At 72.6% G+C, this 16,068-nt stretch carries 14 protein-coding genes and 1 pseudogene; 8 read left to right on the forward strand and 7 right to left on the reverse strand.

The features are described 5' to 3' along the window. Positions 1-33: 33 nt before the first annotated feature. Both JOE63_RS19175 and JOE63_RS19180 read right to left on the reverse strand, forming a co-directional pair. Positions 34-921, reverse strand: a complete 888-nt coding sequence (locus JOE63_RS19175) for a formate/nitrite transporter family protein (protein ID WP_204543072.1) — start codon at positions 919-921, stop codon at positions 34-36. 240 nt (positions 922-1,161) lie between these two features. Further along, positions 1,162-1,788: pseudogene (locus JOE63_RS19180) on the reverse strand (TetR/AcrR family transcriptional regulator); the annotation flags it as partial. Positions 1,789-2,046: 258 nt separating this feature from the next. Here JOE63_RS19180 and JOE63_RS19185 point away from each other — a divergent pair. The 6 genes from JOE63_RS19185 to JOE63_RS19210 all read left to right on the forward strand — a co-directional run bounded on the left by JOE63_RS19185 (position 2,047) and on the right by JOE63_RS19210 (position 10,383). Then, the gene (locus JOE63_RS19185) at positions 2,047-4,572 is read left to right on the forward strand and encodes a beta-glucosidase family protein (RefSeq protein WP_307840238.1); all 2,526 of its coding nucleotides are present in this window, start codon (positions 2,047-2,049) and stop codon (positions 4,570-4,572) included. A 118-nt stretch (positions 4,573-4,690) separates the two neighbouring features. Next, the gene (locus tag JOE63_RS19190) at positions 4,691-6,361 is read left to right on the forward strand and encodes an ABC transporter substrate-binding protein (RefSeq protein WP_087469956.1); all 1,671 of its coding nucleotides are present in this window, start codon (positions 4,691-4,693) and stop codon (positions 6,359-6,361) included. Positions 6,362-6,524: 163 nt separating this feature from the next. After that, positions 6,525-7,415, forward strand: coding sequence for an ABC transporter ATP-binding protein (locus JOE63_RS19195; RefSeq protein WP_087469957.1), 891 nt, complete (start codon positions 6,525-6,527; stop codon positions 7,413-7,415). Then, positions 7,415-8,218 carry an ABC transporter ATP-binding protein gene (locus JOE63_RS19200; RefSeq protein WP_087469958.1) on the forward strand — a complete coding sequence of 268 codons (804 nt, stop codon included), beginning with the start codon at positions 7,415-7,417 and terminating at the stop codon, positions 8,216-8,218. Before JOE63_RS19195 ends, JOE63_RS19200 begins: the two co-directional genes overlap by 1 nt. Positions 8,219-8,223: 5 nt before the next feature. After that, positions 8,224-9,207 (forward strand): ABC transporter permease, encoded by a 984-nt coding sequence (locus JOE63_RS19205; protein ID WP_087469959.1) that lies wholly within the window; start codon positions 8,224-8,226, stop codon positions 9,205-9,207. Positions 9,208-9,210: 3 nt separating this feature from the next. Further along, entirely contained in the window at positions 9,211-10,383 is a 1,173-nt protein-coding gene (locus tag JOE63_RS19210) for an ABC transporter permease (protein ID WP_239576763.1), read from the forward strand. 137 nt (positions 10,384-10,520) lie between these two features. On the opposite strand, the gene JOE63_RS19215 is transcribed toward JOE63_RS19210, so the two are convergent. From JOE63_RS19215 to JOE63_RS19235, 5 genes are all read right to left on the reverse strand, one after another. Next, a complete protein-coding gene (locus tag JOE63_RS19215) occupies positions 10,521-11,285 on the reverse strand; it encodes an ABC transporter permease (RefSeq protein WP_204543073.1) in 765 nt (254 codons plus the stop codon). Further along, a complete protein-coding gene (locus tag JOE63_RS19220) occupies positions 11,282-12,112 on the reverse strand; it encodes an ABC transporter ATP-binding protein (RefSeq protein WP_087469961.1) in 831 nt (276 codons plus the stop codon). The genes JOE63_RS19215 and JOE63_RS19220 overlap by 4 nt, the downstream gene beginning before the upstream one ends. A gap of 30 nt (positions 12,113-12,142) precedes the next feature. Beyond that, complete coding sequence (locus tag JOE63_RS19225) at positions 12,143-12,985, reverse strand: DUF4097 family beta strand repeat-containing protein (RefSeq protein ID WP_087469962.1); 843 nt, start codon at positions 12,983-12,985, stop codon at positions 12,143-12,145. Between the two features lie 74 nt (positions 12,986-13,059). Beyond that, on the reverse strand, positions 13,060-13,614 hold the full coding sequence (locus JOE63_RS19230; protein WP_204543074.1) for a histidine kinase: 555 nt from the start codon (positions 13,612-13,614) through the stop codon (positions 13,060-13,062). A 101-nt stretch (positions 13,615-13,715) separates the two neighbouring features. Then, a complete protein-coding gene (locus JOE63_RS19235; RefSeq protein WP_244286271.1) occupies positions 13,716-14,531 on the reverse strand; it encodes a TSUP family transporter in 816 nt (271 codons plus the stop codon). 128 nt (positions 14,532-14,659) lie between these two features. Between JOE63_RS19235 and JOE63_RS19240 the strand changes: the two genes are divergently transcribed. Further along, positions 14,660-15,520, forward strand: a complete 861-nt coding sequence (locus JOE63_RS19240; RefSeq protein ID WP_204543075.1) for a ferritin-like domain-containing protein — start codon at positions 14,660-14,662, stop codon at positions 15,518-15,520. After that, positions 15,520-16,044: an SRPBCC family protein gene (locus tag JOE63_RS19245; RefSeq protein ID WP_087469965.1), complete on the forward strand. Its 525-nt coding sequence runs from the start codon at positions 15,520-15,522 to the stop codon at positions 16,042-16,044. Before JOE63_RS19240 ends, JOE63_RS19245 begins: the two co-directional genes overlap by 1 nt. Positions 16,045-16,068 lie beyond the last annotated feature (24 nt).

Raw genomic sequence — 16,068 nt, forward strand, 5'->3', positions numbered from 1 at the left:
CCGTCCCGCGATGCGGGCCCGGGCGGCGCGGCGTCAGCCCGCGCGGTGGCTCCGGTCGAGGGGCGAGGCCGCCCGCCGGATCGACGGTACGGGAAGCACGACCGGCCTCGAGGTCGCGGCCGTCGAGGGCGCCCCCCGCCCGGCGTCTCGCGCCGGGCCCGCGACGACGACGTACGCGAGGCCGACGACGAGGGCGCCGCCGACGAGGTTGCCGAGGCCGACCCAGGTGAGGTTGCGGGCGAAGTCGGCCCACGTCGTCGGACCCAGGCCGCCGAGGAGGCCGAGCGAGAAGGTCGTCATGTTGGCGACGACGTGCTCGAACCCGGAGGCGATGAACGCGAGGATCGCCCAGAACAGGACGATCGCCTTGCCCGCTTCGGAGCGCAGGCGACCGCAGGCCCAGATCGCGGCGCACACGAGGAGGTTGCACAGGACGCCGCGGAAGAAGAGCTCGCCGCCGGTCTCGTGGGCCTTCGCGCGCAGCATGGACGCGACCATCTCCCCCGCGGCCGCGTTGGAGTGCAGGACGCCGGCCTTCGTGACCGCGAACGCGAAGAGCATCGAGCCGGCGAGGTTGCCGACGAGGCACAGGCCGAGCGTGACGACGGCGTCGCGCACCCGGACGGCGCGCGTGGCGACGCCCTGGGCGAGGATCATCATCGCGGAGGTCGCGAGCTCGGCCCCGGCGAACACCACGAGGGTCAGGGCCGCGGCGAACACGCCCCCGGCGACCAGCCGCTCCCCCGGCGACCCGGCCGCGAGGAACGGCCCGGCCGTCGCGACCATGAGCACGACGCCGACGCCGATGTACGCGCCGGCGAGCATCGCGGCGACGAGGTAGCGCGCCGGGTGTCTCGCCGAGCCGACCTTCTTCCGGGCCGCCTCCGACTGGGTGGTCAACGCCTGGGCGAGGGTCTGCACGACCTCGATCCTCGCCGTCGTCCCCCGCGCCCGACCAGGGCCCGTGGTCGCGACCCGCCGGGACCGAAGGTCCGAGGCCGCGGGACCAGCCCCGAGGACTCCGGCCTGCGGCCGTCAGGCCGTCGCGGCCTCCACGGGCCGGGCGGCCGCGGCCTTGGCATCGGCATCGGCATCGGCATCGGCGTCGGCGTCGGCGACACTCGCGGCGCCGCCCTCCTCCGCGGCCACCGGGAGAGACCCGAGCGGGGACGGGCGCGGGTCGAGCACCGCGGTGACGATCGCCTCGATGGCGAACTCGCTCGCCTCGCCGAGGTCGACCTGCGTGGGGTCGAGGAGCCACTGGACCTGGAGGCCGTCCATGACGGCGAGGATCGACGCCGACGCGTGCCGGACGGTCGCGGGGACGGCGACGCCCCGCTCCGCGCACAACGCCTCGAACGCCTCGACGGCCTCGCTGCGCAGCGTGCGGTACCGGCCCTGGAAGAAGGCGCGCGCGGGGTGGTCGTCGGTCACGGACTCGGCGGAGAGGACGGCGTACGTCTGCACGATCCCGGCGCGCTGCGCGTTGAGGAACGCCGTGCGGACCAGGTGGCGGAACATGTCGATGCCGCCCGGGATGTGCTGCCCGTCGAGGCCGGCGACGTCGCTCTCGTCGCGGTAGCGCAGCACCTCGAGGAGGAGATGGTCCTTGGACCCGAAGTGGTGCAGGATCCCGGCGTGGGTCATGTCGACCTGCTCCGCGATCTCCGCCAGGGGACCGTTGTGGTAGCCCTTGCTCCCGAAGGTCGCCATGGCGGCCTTGAGGATCTCCTCGCGGCGCCGGAGGGTCTCCTCCCGCACGCGGGGGCGCCGCCTGCTCGTGGTCATCGCCTCGTCACTTCCTCGTCGTGGTGCCCGGTGCGCCACCGTCGGCGCCGACGTCGGCGTTCCGGCACCGAGCACGTCCTCGGTCCGTCGCCGTCCGGGGGTGATCCTACGCACGCGGCGGCGCCTCCGAGCCACACTCCCGGCAAAGGTCACGGTCAGATATCGATCTGACCTGCGGAAACGCAGATTCTTGCCAACTTACTGACTGCACGGTAAGTTCTCCGCTCGACAGACGACTCGACGACGAGGAGCACGTACGTGACATCGCAGTCCCTCGCAGGAGAGCGCGACCCCGCGGAGCTCGACACCCTGCGCACCCGTGCGCAGGAGCTGACCCTCCGCGCGAAGGTCCGCCTCCTCACCGGCCAGTCCATGTGGCGCCTGCACGCCCTGGACGAGCTCGGGCTGCGCCCCGTCGTCATGTCCGACGGGCCCGTCGGGGTCCGCGGCACGAGCGAGGTCGAGGGCGAGACCTCGATCCTCTTCCCGTCCCCCAGCGCGATCGGCGCGACCTGGGACCGGGCCGCCGCGCACGAGACCGGTCAGGCGTTCGCCCGCGAGGCGCGCACGCACGGCGTCGACGTCGTCCTCGCGCCCCAGGTCAACATCCAGCGCACGCCCGTCGGCGGCCGGCACTTCGAGTGCTACTCCGAGGACCCGTACCTCACGGCCCAGATCGGCACCGGCGTCGTGCGCGGCCTCCAGGACCAGGGCGTCGCGGCGTGCGTCAAGCACTACGTCGCCAACGACTCCGAGACCCAGCGCACGTCGTACGTGTCGCACGTCGACCCCCGCGTGCTGCGCGAGGTCTACCTCGCCCCGTTCGAGGACGCGGTCGCGGCGGGCGCGTGGTCCGTCATGGCGGCCTACAACCAGGTGGACGACGGCGTGGAGTCCGGCCCCATGACCGGGCACCGGCACCTGCTCACCGACGTCCTCAAGGACGAGCTCGGGTTCGACGGCGCCGTGGTCTCCGACTGGGTCGCGACGCACACGACCGAGCTCTCCGCGAACGGCGGGCTCGACGTCGTCATGCCCGGCCCGGGCGGCCCGTGGGAGGACGCCCTCGTCCGCGCGGTCGAGGACGGCCGCGTCCCCGAGAGCGAGATCGACGACAAGGTCGCGCGCATCCTCCTGCTCGCACGCCGCGTCGGCGCGCTCGACGAGCCCGCCCGTCCGGTCACGCACGACGGCGACCTGCGCGCCCTGGTGCGCCGCACCGCCGCCGCCGGCACGGTCGTCCTGCGCTCGGACGCCCGGAACCCCGTCTGGGACCGACCCGCCCCGCGCTCGATCGCGCTCGTCGGCCCCAACGCCGTGCGCCCGCACGTGCTCGGCGGCGGCAGCTCGACCGTCAACCCCGCGCACGTCGTCACCCCCGCCGAGGGCCTGGCCGCCCGCTGGCCCGACGCCACGCTCACCGTGGCCCGCGGCGGCGACGCGCGCCGGTTCGCCCCCCGCCTCGACGTGGAAGGACGCAGCGCGGACGGCGCCGCCGTCGCGGTGACCTGGCTCGACGCCGAGGGCGCGACGCTCCGCAAGTCCGTCCTGCCCCGCTGGGACGGGTTCCTGCGCGACCTGCCCGCCGAGGTCGACACCGTCGTGCTCGACGTCGACGTCCTCCTCGACGAGCCCGGCGACCACGTGCTCGAGGTCGGCACGGTCCCGGGCCACACGATCGAGATCGACGGCGTCGTCGTCGCGAAGGACGACCGCCGCTCCGGCGTCGAGGTCATCCTCGACTCGTCGATCAACAACCCGGCGGGCACCCCCGCGACCGTGCACGTCGACGCGCCGCGTCGCGTGCGGATCACCGCGTCGCTCCTCGTCACCCGCGCCCAGGGCTACGGGAACCTCGTCCGCGCGGAGCTGCGCCACCGCGTCCCCGCGCCGAGCGTCGAGCAGGAGATCGCCGACGCCGTCGAGGCCGCCCGCGCGGCCGACCTGACCGTCGTCGTCGTCGGGACGAACGAGGAGGTCGAGTCCGAGGGCTGGGACCGCAGCTCGCTCGCGCTGCCCGGCCGCCAGGACGAGCTCGTCGAGCGGGTCCTCGACGTCGACCCGGACGCGGTCGTCGTCGTGAACGCGGGCGCGCCCGTGCTGCTCCCCTGGCTCGACCGCGCGCGCACGGTGCTGTGGGTCTGGTTCCCCGGCCAGGAGGCCGGGCACTCGATCGCGGACGTGCTCGCGGGCGCCGTCGAGGCGGCCGGCCGCCTGCCCTGGACCCTCCCGGCCGCCGAGGCCGACGTCCCCGTCCCGCACGCGGTGCCCCACCAGGGGGTCGTCGAGTACGCCGACGGCGTCCACGTCGGCTACCGCGCGTGGGAGCGCTCGGGCGCGGTCCCTGCCGCGCCCTTCGGGCACGGGCTGGGCTGGACGACGTGGTCGTACGACGCGTCCTCCGGTCCGGACCACCTGCCCGCCCGCACGCCCGACGGCGACGTGACCCTCACGGTCCGCGTCACCAACACCGGGTCCCGCGACGGCCGCGAGGTCGTCCAGGTCTACGTCGAACCCCCGGTCGCGCCCGCGTCGGCCCCGGTCGCCGAGCGCGACCGCCCGGTCCGCTGGCTCGGCGGGTTCGCCGTCGTCGACGTCGCCGTGGGGGCCACCGCCGACGTCACCGTGACCGTCCCCCGCCGTCAGCTCGAGGTGTGGGACACCGACAGCGGACGCTGGCACCTCCCGGCCGGTACCTACCGGCTCCGGGCGGGGCGTTCCGTCCACGACCTCCGCCTGGACACCGCGGTCCGGGTGCAGGACAGCACCACCGAACAGGAGTAGCCCGGACCGCGGTCCAGCCGGGGCGACCCAGCGCCCCACGCACCTTTCGTTTCACGCACCACGCTCCACCGCCCCGGCACCGCGCCGGGGACGATGTTCCCTCGAAGGAGAGAGATTCATGAGGTTGAAGGCCTCCGCGATCGCCCTCGGCATCGCGACAGCACTCGTGCTGACCGGCTGCTCGTCGACGGGCGGCAACAACGACGACGAGACGACCGGCTCCGGCGCGGGCGCCGCCCTCACCATCGCGAAGCCGGACGGCGCGATCGCGACCGAGTCGAACAACCCGTGGATCGGCGACTCGTCCGCGCTCAAGCTCGGCTACGTCAACGCGATCTACGAGCCCGTCGGCATCGTCAACGTCGTCAACCCGTCGGACGAGGTCCGCCCCTGGCTCGCGTCCGAGATCACGTGGTCGGAGGACTACACCTCGGTCCAGCTCACGGCCCGCGAGGGCGTGAAGTGGAACGACGGCGAGGACCTCACCGCCGACGACATCGCGTACTCGTACCAGATCCTCGTCGACAACCCCGCGCTCGACACCGCCGCGCTCGGCATCAAGAGCGTCGCGACCGAGGGCGACGTCGTCACCGTCACCTTCAACACCCCCATGTACGTGAAGCAGGACAAGGTCCTGCACCGCTTCGTCGTCCCGAAGCACGTCTGGGAGAAGGTCGCCGACCCGACCACGGAGACGAACCCCGAGCCCGTCGGCACCGGCCCGTACACGCTGACCAGCTTCAGCACGGAGAGCGTGCAGCTCGACGCGCGCGACGACTACTGGGGCGGCGAGCTCGCGGTCCCGACGCTGTACTACGTGTCGTACAACGACAACAGCGCCCTGACGACGGCGCTCGCCAACGGCGACGCGGACTGGGCGCAGGCGGCCCTCCCGAACGTGCAGTCGGCGTTCGTGGACAAGGACCCGGAGCACAACGTGTACTGGGCCCCCGCCGGCCTGGGCATCGACGCGATGTTCGTCAACACGACCAAGAAGCCGTTCGACGACGTCGCGTTCCGCCAGGCCGTCAACATGGTCATCGACCGCGAGCAGCACCAGCAGATCGCCCGCGAGGGCGGCGTCCCGCTGCTCACCTCGGTCACCGGCCTGCCCACCCCCGCCGGTGACCCGTTCATCTCGGACGAGTTCGCGGGCGAGGAGTACGAGGTCGACGTCGAGGGCGCCAAGAAGGTGCTCACCGACGCGGGCTACACCTACCAGGGCGACGCCCTGATCGACCCCGACGGCGAGCCCGTCACCTTCCAGCTCAGCGTCCCCCAGGGCTGGAACGACTACGTCACCGGCATCAGCCTGATCTCCGAGTCCGTGAAGGCCATCGGCGTCGAGGCGTCGGTCGACACGCCCGACTCCGACTCGTGGTGGGCCGCCAAGGGCACCGGCGACTTCGACGCGATCCTGCACTGGACCGAGACCGGCGCGACGCCGTACGACATCTACAGCGACACGATGGACGCTCGTTGGCTCAAGCCGATCGGCGAGGCCGCGGACTACAACTTCGGCCGCTTCGACAGCCCGGAGGCCACCGCGGCGCTCAACGCGTACCTCGCCGCCACGTCGGACGAGGAGCGTGCGACGGCGATCGCCGCGGCGCAGAAGATCTTCGTGGACGAGGTCCCCGTCATGCCGATCGGCACGCGTCCGTTCATCTCGCAGTTCAACACCCGCAACTACGTGGGCTGGCCGAGCGACGACGACCCGTACATCAACGCGGACCCGACGCAGCCGACCTCGGTGCTCATCCTCACCCAGCTCAAGCCGGCCGAGTGAGGCCCTAGGCTCGCGCGTCGCCACGGCGCGCGGGCCGGGTGCGGCAGGGTGCGCCGGGAAGGTCCCCACACCTTCCCGGCGCACCCACCGCGGTGCGACGGTATGACCCGCACCCGAGAGCACGACGCACCGCGAACCCCCAGCACAGAAACAGGTAGGACGAGTGAACACCGAACCTCTGCTGACCGTCTCGAACTTCAGCGTGGTCTACGACGTCGACCCGCCCGTCGAGGCCGTCAGCGACGTCTCCCTCACGCTGCACCGCGGGGAGATCCTCGGCCTCGCCGGCGAGTCCGGCTGCGGCAAGACGTCGCTCGCGTACGGCATCCAGCGGCTGCTCAAGCCGCCGGCCGTCATCCCCTCGGGGTCGGCGATCTTCCACGACGAGTCGGGCGAGGACGTCGACCTCAACGCGCTCGACGACGACGCGATGCGCCGGTTCCGGTGGGACAAGGCGTCGATGGTGTTCCAGGGGGCGATGAACGCGCTCAACCCGGTCGCCAACATCGGCAAGCAGCTCGGCGACGTGTTCGAGACGCACCGGCCCCGCATGAGCAAGGCCGAGCGGACCGAGGAGAGCGCCCAGCTCCTCGACCTCGTCGGCGTCGGACGCGACCGGCTGCGCTCCTACCCCCACGAGCTCTCCGGCGGCATGCGCCAGCGCGTCATGATCGCGATGGCCCTCGCGCTCAAGCCGCAGCTCATGATCATGGACGAGCCGACGACGGCGCTCGACGTCCTCGTGCAGCGCGAGATCCTGCAGCAGATCTCGGACCTGCGGAAGCAGTTCGGCTTCTCGGTCATCTTCATCACGCACGACCTCCCGCTGCTCCTCGAGATCTCGGACCGGATCGCCGTCATGCGGCAGGGCCGGATCGTCGAGCTCGACACCGCGTCGAACATCTACCACCACGCCCAGCACGAGTACACCCGCAAGCTCCTCGGCTCGTTCCCGAGCCTCACCGGGGAGCGGGGCGGGTTCGTGCGGGGCCGGTCGGAGGCGGCGGCCACGGCCTCGAGCACAGTCACGACCAGCGCAGGAGGCCAGGCCTGATGACCACCCTCGAGTTCTCCCACGTCAGCAAGAAGTACCGGGTCCGTGGCTCCGGCGACCTGCTCGCGCTCGACGACGTCAGCTTCACGCTCACCTCGGGGCGCACCATCGCGCTCGTCGGGCAGAGCGGCAGCGGCAAGTCGACGATCGCGAAGATCCTCACGCAGCTCGAGCGCGCCACGTCCGGCGAGATCCTGCTCGACGGCGCCCCCATCCCCCGCCGGGGACGGGCCCTGCGCCGCTACCGGCAGCAGGTCCGCATGGTCTTCCAGGACCCGTTCGCGTCGCTCAACCCGTACCACACGATCCGCCACCACCTCGAGCGCCCGTTGCGCCTCGACCACGTGGTCCCGAAGGACGAGGTCGACGCCGAGGTGCACCGCCTCCTCGACCGCGTCCACCTGGACGGCGGGGTCGTGGAACGCCGCCCGCACGAGCTGTCCGGCGGACAGCGCCAGCGGGTCGCGATCGCGCGCGCCCTCGCGTCGCGGCCGTCGCTGCTCATCGCGGACGAGCCGGTCTCGATGCTCGACGTGTCGATCCGCCTCGGCGTCCTCAACCTCCTCGCCGAGCTGCAGCGCGAGGCGAACCTCGGGGTCCTCTACATCACGCACGACCTGGCGACCGCGCGCCACTTCAGCGACGAGATCATGGTCCTGCACCACGGCAAGGTCGTGGAGCACGGCCCGGCCGACGACGTGATCCTCGAGCCCCAGCACCCCTACACCCGCGCGCTACGCGATGCCTCGCCCAACCCGGAGGTCCACTTCTCCGGCACCGGCCCCGCATCGTCGAGGAGCTGATCCCGTTGCGATTCTTCGCCCGACGCACCGCCTTCTACCTGTTCACCGCCTGGGCGGCGATCACGATCAACTTCTTCCTGCCCCGCATGATGAAGGGCGACCCGGTCTCCGCGTACCTCGCGAAGAACCAGGGGAAGATCAGCCCCGAGGCAGCCGAGTCGCTGCGCACCCTCTTCGGGCTCGACGACGGCCGGTCGCTCTTCCAGCAGTACATCGACTACTGGGGCCTCATGCTCAGCGGCGACCTCGGCCGGTCGTTCTCCAAGGGCCTCGCCCCCGTCGGCGACGTGATCGCCGCCGCCCTGCCGTGGACGCTCGGGCTCGTCGGCATCGCCACGATCCTCAGCTTCTTCCTCGGCAGCGGCCTCGGCGCGGTCATCGGCTGGCGCCGCGGGAGCAAGGCCGACGCGATCGTGCCCATCTCGACGTTCTTCTCGACCGTCCCGTACTTCTGGATGGGCCTCATCGCCATCGCGGTCTTCTCGAGCATGCTCGGCTGGTTCCCGGCGTCCCACGCGTACAGCAAGGGCGCGTCGCCCGAGTGGTCGTGGGAGTTCGCCTGGGACGTGATCCAGCACGGGACGCTGCCCGCGCTGACCATCGTCGTCGCGTCGCTCGGCGGCTGGGTCCTCGGGATGCGGAACATGATGATCACCGTCCTCGACGAGGACTACGTGACGGTCGCGCAGGCCAAGGGCCTCCCGCCCCGCAAGGTGCTCACGCGCTACGCGTCGCGCAACGCGGTGCTGCCGCAGCTGTCGAGCTTCGCGCTGTCGCTCGGCTTCATCGTCGGCGGCACGCTCGTCATGGAGCTCGTCTTCTCCTACCCCGGGGTGGGCAAGCTGCTGCTCGACGCCACCAACGCGAAGGACTACCCGCTGATGCAGGGACTCTTCCTCGTCATCACGCTCTCGGTCCTCGTCGCGAACATCCTGGCGGACGTCGCCTACGCCGCCCTCGACCCGCGCACGCGTCAGACGGAGGCCTGAGCCATGACGTCCACCACCACGACCGCGACGAGCGAGGCCACCGCGCCCGCGACCCCGCCGGCCGCCTCGGGCGGCTCCTCCGGCCGCGGCCTCGCGAGCCGCGCCGGGGCGTCGTTCGCGATGTTCCGCAACGGCAAGTCGCTCACCGGTCTGATCATCCTCGGCGTGTTCACGCTCGTCGCGATCTTCGGCGACCTCCTCGCGCCCTACGGCCCGCTCGAGAAGGACTTCACCGCGCTCAAGCAGCCGCCGTCCGCGCAGCACCTGCTCGGCACGACGCACATGGGCGAGGACGTCCTCAGCCAGATCATCTACGGCACGCGGGGCGTGCTGGTCGTCGGCTTCGTCTCCGGCATCATCGCGACGCTGGTCGCGGTGATCATCGGGGTGACCGCCGGGTACATCGCGGGCTGGCGCAGCGAGTCGCTCTCGGCCCTCACGAACGTGTTCCTCGTGCTCCCCGGCCTGCCGCTCATGATCATCGTGGCGTCGCAGCAGGAGAACCCGAGCCTCCTGCTCGTCTCCACGGTGCTCGCGATCACCGGCTGGGCCTGGGGCGCGCGCGTCCTGCGGGCGCAGACCCTGTCGCTCCGGAACCGGGACTTCATCCAGGCGGCGCGGGCGAACGGCGAGCCGATCCGCCGCATCATCGCCGTCGAGATGCTGCCGAACCTCACCGCGATCATCGCCTCGAGCTTCGTCGGCACCGTGACCGCCGCGGTCCTCGGCCTCACGACCCTCGCCTTCATCGGGGTCATCCCCATCACGAACCTCAACTGGGGCACGATCCTCTTCTGGGCCCAGCAGAACGGCGCCTTCCCCGACTACTGGTGGTGGTACGTCCCCGCCGGACTGTGCATCGCGCTGCTCGGCATGGCGCTGTCGCTCATCAACTTCGGCATCGACGAGTACGTGAACCCGCGTCTGCGGTCGGCCGGCGAGCGGGCGCGCGCCATGCGCAAGAAGGGCTACAAGGTCTCGAGCGGGATCACGACGGTCGCCGACCGCCCCGACCTGCTCGCGGGGAGCGTCACCCCGCCCCCGCCCGACTCCCCGCACGTCGAGATCCCGGGTGCGCCGGTGCACGGTGACGACATCGGCGCGGTGACCGAGGCCGACCAGGCGACCGGCGGCCCGGACGTGATCCCGGCCGGCCGGCCGGAGCGCTCCGCGTAGCGTCTCCGCACAGACAGGTGAGGGGCCGTACCACGGCCCCTCACCGGCAGACGGTCCCGGCACGGGACGCCGTCCGCGCCACGCCCCTGGCGCGGACGGCCCACCTCCACCGTGCCGGGACCGTTCGCGTCCCCGGGTCAGCTCAGCTTGCGCCGGTAGATCGCGACGGCCCACGCGTAGGCGACGACCAGGATGCCGACGAGCCACGCGAGCGCGACCCAGATGTCGGAGCCGACCGGCTGCCCACCGAACAGCGCGCGCAGCGTGTTCACGATCGCGGTGACGGGCTGGTTCTCGGCGAACCAGGCGACGGGGGCGGGCATGGTCTCCGTGGGGACGAACGCGGAGCTGATGAACGGCAGGAAGATCAGGGGGTAGCTGAACGCCGAGGCGCCGTCCACCGTCTTCGCCGAGAGACCCGCGACGACCGCGAGCCACGTCAGCGCGAGCGTGAACAGGACGAGGATGCCGAGCACGGCGAGCCACGCACCCACCGACGCCCCGGTACGGAACCCCATGAGGAGCGCGACGCCGACGACGATCGTCACCGAGACGAGGTTCGCGACGAGCGACGTGAGCACGTGCGCCCACAAGACGCTGGACCGCGCGACGGGCATCGACTGGAAGCGCTCGAAGATACCGCCCTGCAGGTCGAGGAACAGCCGGTACGACGTGTACGCGACGCCCGACGCGACGGTGATGAGCAGGATGCCGGGCAGCATGTAGTCGATGTACGACCCGGCGGCGCCGGTGTCGATCGCGCCGCCGAGGACGTAGACGAACAGCAGCATGAGCGCGATCGGGGTGACGGCGGTCGTGATGATCGTGTCCGGGCTGCGCAGGATGTGGCGCAGCGAGCGGCCGGTCAGGACACGGGTGTCGGCCAGGGCGTGCGTGGTCATCGGAGCTCCTCTCCGGCGGGCTGGGTGCCCTCGGCGGTCGTCGGGGTCGCGGGGTGCTCGCCGGTGTCGCCGACGAGGGTGAGGAACACGTCCTCCAGGGACGGCTGCTTCTCGACGTACTCGACCTGCGCGGGCGGCAGGAGCGCCTTGAGCTCGGCCAGGGTGCCGTTCTGGATGATGGTGCCGCGGTGCAGGATCGCGATCCGGTCCGCGAGCTGCTCGGCCTCGTCGAGGTACTGCGTCGTGAGCAGGACGGTCGTGCCGCCCTGGGCGAGCTGGCGCACCGTGGCCCAGACCTCGATGCGGGCCTGGGGGTCCAGGCCGGTCGTCGGCTCGTCGAGGAAGATGACCGGCGGGTCGCCGATCAGGCTCATCGCGATGTCGAGACGACGGCGCATGCCGCCCGAGTACGTCCCCGCCCGGCGCGAGCCCGCGTCGGTCAGGGAGAAGCGGGCGAGGAGGTCGTCCGCGACCTGGGCGGGGTTCTTCAGGTGACGCAGGCGCGCGACGAGCACGAGGTTCTCGCGCCCGGTGAGGACCTCGTCGACCGCGGCGAACTGCCCGGTCAGGGAGATCGACTCCCGGACCTGCCCCGGCTCGTCGACGACGTCGTGCCCGTGGACGCTCGCGCTCCCCGCGTCGGGCTTGAGGAGCGTCGACAGGATCCGCACGAGCGTCGTCTTGCCCGCCCCGTTGGACCCCAGCAGCGCGAAGATGCTCCCGGGGGTCACGTCCAGGTCGACCCCTCGCAGCACGCGCAGGTCGCCGAACGACTTCTCGATGCCTCGTACCCGCACGGCGGGCGCGAGGGACTGGTCGACAGACATGTCCAGGTCTCCGTCTCTCTCAGGTGTGGTTCAGGGCCGGCGGACGACGACGTCGCCGAAGCCGGTGCTGGCGTGGATCTCCGCGGTGGCCTCGTCCTCGACGGGCCCCTCGGTCGGGGTCAGGTGGTTGCGGACGCTGCCGTGCTCGGAGCTCGCGTCGAGGAACGCGGCCGTGCCCTCCGGCACGCCCACGTCGATCGAGCCGAACGACGTGCTGAGGGTGACGCTGCCGGACTCCAGGCGGTCGACCCGGATGCCGCCGTGCGCGGACTTCGCGGTGAGGGTGCCGAGCACCCGGGTCACGGCGATCTCGCCGTGCGCGCCCTGCACGGCGAGCGTGCCCGTGACGGCGCCGACCGTCGTCGTGCCGTTGCTGGCCTTGATCGTGCCGTCGCCGGCGATCTCGCCGATCCGCACGGAGCCCGCGCTGACCTTGACGTCGGCGGTGCCCGCGACGCGACCGACGACGACCGAGCCTGCCGAGGCCTTGAGGTCCAGCCGCTCGACGTCCTCGAGCCGGACGTCGGCGACGGAGAGCGTCATGTCGACGGCCCCGAGCGAGCCCTCGGTGTAGAGGGTGCCCGCCTTGCCGCGCAGGTCGGAGCCGGCGGGGAGCTCGACGGTGATGTCGGCGGTCCCGGCCGCGAACGGCAGGACGAACTGCTTCCACGACCCGGGGTACAAGATCGTGACGGCGTCCCCGTCGCGGTCGACCCGGACGTCCTGGGCGGCGCGGACGCTGCCCGACTTCGTGGGGTCCGTGGGCAGGACCGTGACGACGACGTCGTCACGGTCTCCGGCGACGACGTGCAGGTTGGCGAAGGGCACGTCCACGACGACCGGGACGGGCTGGGAGGCGGGGAAAGTGGGCATGACGGAGCTCCAACGGTGGTGTCGGTGTGGTGTCAGCGGGTGGTGGGAGGGGCGGGCGGGCGGACCGGAGAGGGTCAGCGCACCCAGCCGGTGACGCGGGCGGAGCCGCGCGGCTGCGGACGGGCCTGCGCGGCCGGGCGTCCGGTGGACTGCTCGAGCGCGGCGGCGACCGCGCGGACGAGCCAGGTGTTGACGGAGACGCCGTCGCGGGCGGCGGCGGTCTCGGCCTGCGTCTTGAGGTGGTCGGGCAGGCGCAGGGTCGTGCGGGTCGTGGCGCCGGACTCGACGTCTGTCGACCCGGCGACGAGCGGCGCGGCGGGTGTCGCCGCGGACGCCGGAGCGACGCCGTACGCAGGCTCACCAGGAGCGGTGGGCGGGGCCGCGGCGGCGGGTGCGGCGACGACGAACTCCGGGGCACCGCCCCGCAGCCGTACGTCGACCGACCCGGGGGCGAGCTCTGCGGAGATCTCCCCGGCCGCGGCCGAGAGCGCGTCCAGGAGGACGAGCCGCACGGCCGCGTCGAGGGGCGCGGTCAGTCGCTCGGCGAGCAGACGGCCGTCGTCCCCCGCGGCGTCCGCGGCAGCGGCGAGGCGGGTCTGGAGGTCGTCGACGTACGGGGTGAGGTCCATGACGCCATCATGGCACCACTCGTGGTGTCATCGCAACCCCTGGTGACAACATTTCGACACCACGTGACACCAGATGTGCTTCCGCGCTGGTCAGGGCCCCGTCAGGTGCTCAGGTCGGCGATGACGTCGTAGCCGAGCTTGAGGATGAGCGCCCCGACCACGACGACGAACACGACGCGGACGAACGCGCTGCCCTTGGCCACCGCCATGCGCGCCCCGACGTACGCCCCGAGCAGGTTCGCCGCACCCATGAGCAGGCCCAGCCCCCACAGCACCGCGCCGTAGGGGACGAAGAAGATCAGCGCGCCCGCGTTCGTCGCGAAGTTCGCGATCTTCGCGAGCGCCGACGCCGGCAGGAACGCGTACCCGAGGATGCTCACGAGCGCGATGACGAAGAACGTCCCCGTGCCCGGACCGAGCAGGCCGTCGTACGTGCCGATGACGAGGCCGATCCCGGCCGCGGCCCAGCGGTGGCCGTTGCCCTCCCAGCGCAGGTTCGTCGTGTGCCCCAGCTTCGGCTTCGCGATCGTGTAGGCCGCGACCCCGACGAGCACCACGAGGATGATCGGCTTGAACAGCTCGGCGGGGATGCGCGACGCGAGAGCGGCACCGCCGATCGCGCCCACCAGCGCCGCGAGCGCCATCGGCCCCGCCGTCCGCAGGTCGGGACCGACCCGCCGGTAGTACGTCGCGGCGCTCACCGACGTGCCCATGATGCTCGCGAGCTTGTTCGTCGCGAGCGCCTGGACCGGGCTGATGCCGGGCACGAGGAGCAGCGCGGGCAGCTGGACCAGACCGCCTCCGCCGACGACGGCGTCGATCCACCCCGCCGTGAGGGCGGCGAGCACGAGCAGGAGGACGGTCAGGCCGTCGATCTCGAGCCCGCCGGAGACCGGGAGGGAGAAGGCGGGCAGCACTCCCTAGTGGTACCACAGCGCCTCGGTCGCGGCGGTCCTGCGTCCCGGCTGTGGGTATCCGGTGGAGCGTTCAGGAGGTTCCGCGCAGGTCGTCCCGCGGGCCGCGGCACGGGTCTACGTTTCCGGCCATGACGAGCGACGACGCGCGTACCGGCACCACCCCGGCCACCGGAGAGGGCTCGCCCCCGGCGTTCACCGTCTGGGTCGACCACTACGTCTCGAACCGGGCCACCCAGCTCGCGACGGAGGCCACGATCGACTGGGACGCCCCGTGCACCCTCCCCCCGGACGTCCGCGCGGCGTTCGTCCGGTCGTTCCAGCGCTTCGAGCTCGGCGAGGACGGCGACGGCGCGCGGCTGCTCGCCAAGGCCCGGCGCGCCGGGGACCCGGTGTACGTCGACGCGCTCGAGCGCCTCGTCGTCGAGGAGCAGCGGCACTCGGCGCTGTTCCGCCGCGGGCTGGCGCACCTCGGGGCGCCCAGGCTCGACGCGCACTGGTCGGACGCGGCGTTCACCGCCCTGCGGCGCCTGCTCGGCCTGCGGACCGAGATCGCGCTCTTCCTCGTGGCCGAGTCCGTCGCGATGGGCTACTTCACGGCCCTGGCGAGCGCAGCACCCGACCCGGTGCTCCGTGGTGTCGGCCGTCGGATCGCCTCCGACGAGGTCCACCACCTCCGCTTCCAGATCGACCGGCTCCGGGAGGGCTTCGCGGGCACCCTGCGTCCGGTGCGCGCCCTCGTCGGCGCCGCGTGGGGCGTGGTGGCCCTGGGCGCGGCGACCGTCCTGGTCGTGGACCATGCGGGGGCGCTGCGCGCGTGCGGCCTGCGGCCCGCGCGGGCGTGGGTCGACGCCGTCCGACGGTTCCGGGCGAGCGCCCGGCTCGCCCTGGGCGACGACGGGGCCGGGATGCTCGGACCGGCGTCGGCGGACGACGTCGCGCGGAGCGCACCGGCCTTCCCCGTGGCCGGGGACCTGCCTACGCTGCTGTGATGACCGAGACGACCGAGAACCCCGAGGTGCAGCCGACCGGTTCCGTCGTGCGCGACGACGACGGCCGGTGGATCGTGCTGCGCCGGACCTTCGCCGCACCCGTCGCGGACGTCTGGGCGAGCCTCACCGAGCCGGCAGGGCTCGAGCCCTGGATCGGCACGTGGGACGGTGACCCGACCACGGGCAGCGTCCGCTTCGTCATGACCGCCGAGGGCGCGACGGAGGGCGACGAGTGCCGGGTCCTGCGCTGCGACCCGCCGCACCGGCTCGTGGTCGAGACCGCCGTCGGCGAGACGTCGTGGCACCTGGAGATCGACCTGGCCGACGACGGCGGCACCACCGCCCTCGCGTTCCGGCAGGCGCTGGGCCCGGACGAGGACGCCGGGTCGATCGGGCCCGGGTGGGAGTACTACCTCGACCGCCTGGCCGCCGCGCGCGCCGGGCGCGACCCCGCCGCGGTGGAGTGGGACAGCTACTACCCCGCCCTCGCGGCGCACTACGGCGCGACGAGCGCGACGGACTGACGGACGGCCCGGCCGGCCCGCGGC

Origin of the sequence: Cellulosimicrobium cellulans, assembly GCF_016907755.1 — a bacterium.
GTDB classification, from domain to species: domain Bacteria; phylum Actinomycetota; class Actinomycetes; order Actinomycetales; family Cellulomonadaceae; genus Cellulosimicrobium; species Cellulosimicrobium cellulans_D.